Annotated in this window: 3 protein-coding genes and 1 pseudogene; 2 read left to right on the forward strand and 2 right to left on the reverse strand. The window is 40.7% G+C overall.

Annotation, left to right across the window (positions count from 1 at the left end; all coding sequences use genetic code 11):
* Together WBJ10_RS06545 and WBJ10_RS06550 are read left to right on the forward strand one after the other, a co-directional pair.
* A pseudogene (locus WBJ10_RS06545) lies at nucleotides 1-413 on the forward strand (threonine synthase); the annotation flags it as partial.
* A 3-nt stretch (nucleotides 414-416) separates the two neighbouring features.
* Nucleotides 417-707, forward strand: a complete 291-nt coding sequence (locus WBJ10_RS06550; RefSeq protein ID WP_424288720.1) for a (2Fe-2S) ferredoxin domain-containing protein — start codon at nucleotides 417-419, stop codon at nucleotides 705-707.
* Here the strand turns inward: WBJ10_RS06550 and WBJ10_RS06555 are convergent.
* Nucleotides 688-1215, reverse strand: a complete 528-nt coding sequence (locus WBJ10_RS06555; protein WP_424288721.1) for a ferritin — start codon at nucleotides 1213-1215, stop codon at nucleotides 688-690. The genes WBJ10_RS06550 and WBJ10_RS06555 overlap by 20 nt on opposite strands.
* Before the next feature lie 89 nt (nucleotides 1216-1304).
* The coding region (locus WBJ10_RS06560; RefSeq protein ID WP_424288722.1) for a hypothetical protein at nucleotides 1305-1583 on the reverse strand (279 nt) is incomplete at its 5' end.

Genomic DNA, 1583 nt, shown 5'->3' on the forward strand with positions numbered 1-1583 from the left:
CAAATGCGATGGACGTGGGCGATCCGAGCAATTGGGTTAGGATAATGGATCTGTTTAAAGGTGAGAGAGCAGACCTGAAAGGACTTTTAACTGCTTACGCATTTAATGACGAAGAGACGGTGGAGGCGATTGAGAAAGTATACAGCGAGCAGCAATATATCATGTGCCCGCATACGGCGGTCGCCTGGCTGGCAGTAAAACAATGGCTGGCAAAACATCCAGGAGAAACCGCTGAAATGGTCTTTCTGTCGACTGCCCACCCGTGTAAGTTCCCGGACATTTTCCCGACACAGATAGCAGCAAAGATCAATATACCATCACAAGTTCAGGAGCTTGAGGGACGTGGGAGACTTGCTGTTTCTTTAGGCAAGGATTTTGCAGGGTTTAAGGAATATATGTTAGGTGAAAGTTGAAGCATGAGCAAATTTACCATACCCAAAAATATCCTCTATATCTGCCAGGGCAGCAAATGTTCAAAGCGTGGAAGCAGGGAATTGTACAAGAATTTAAAACAATACCTTAAAAGCCAAGGGATTAAGGATGATATTGAACTCATTGTAACCGAGTGTACAGACAGATGTAAATATGCGCCCGTGCTGGCAGCTCAACCTGCAAATATTTGGCTTAAAGAATATACAGCGAAGGATGTGGTGAAGTTGGTGGAGGAGCTGAGGTCAGACCTCGGATTTATTCCCCGGAATACTTAATCCCCCCAATATTCTTGTCGATATCCCAGAATCCTGTTCCATTTTCACCAATTACTTCGAAAAGCTCAAGTGCTCTGCGGGCTATATATTCTTCCTCGCGTTGTTCTTTAAGGAACCAGTTAAGGAATTCAAGGGTTACGTAATCCTGTTCTTTATGACAGCGAGCCACTATGTTCTTGAATGATTGTGTAATGGCAATCTCCTGGTCAAGCGCATCTTCAAACACTTCACGGAAAGTGCTGTACTCAATTTTTATATTATTGATCTCCGGGGAAATTGCTGTTCCGCCAGTATCCAGTATGTACTTGTATAATTTCAATTGGTGCTCCCTTTCTTCGTTTGATTGTTTGAAGAAAAAGTCAGCCGAACCATCGAACCCATTACGATCACACCATGACGCCATGGATAAATAAGTTGCAGAAGAATGTGCTTCTTTTTTTACCTGCTGGTTCAGAAGAGTTTCGATTTCTGTTGACAGAAGACTTTTGATACGCATCAGATCTTTCATAGTGTATTATTTTAGGTTTGTATTTATAACAAACTTATGAATAATAAGTTGCGGGAAATTAAAGAATGGCAATATGGAGTTAATCTAAATTAATAGATAACTAGGCGGTCCAGACAATCAGTAAGAATGTGGTTAAGACGGAACATGGTGAAAGCACCCTGAAGAATTTCTTTTAGATAAATGATCTCGATTCCTGATAATACAAAACAGTTGTCCTTAATAAGGATGATTTCTATGTCGGCATGCTCAATTAATGTGCACATATGTCCGAGGTCAACTTTGTCAATTACCTTTTTCAGATCATTTAATGACTGGAAGCTTAGTTTAGAAACTTTTCCGGAGAAGTTAAGATAGAGGCAATTTTCTTT

This window comes from Daejeonella sp. (assembly GCF_049655485.1).
GTDB lineage: Bacteria > Bacteroidota > Bacteroidia > Sphingobacteriales > Sphingobacteriaceae > Daejeonella.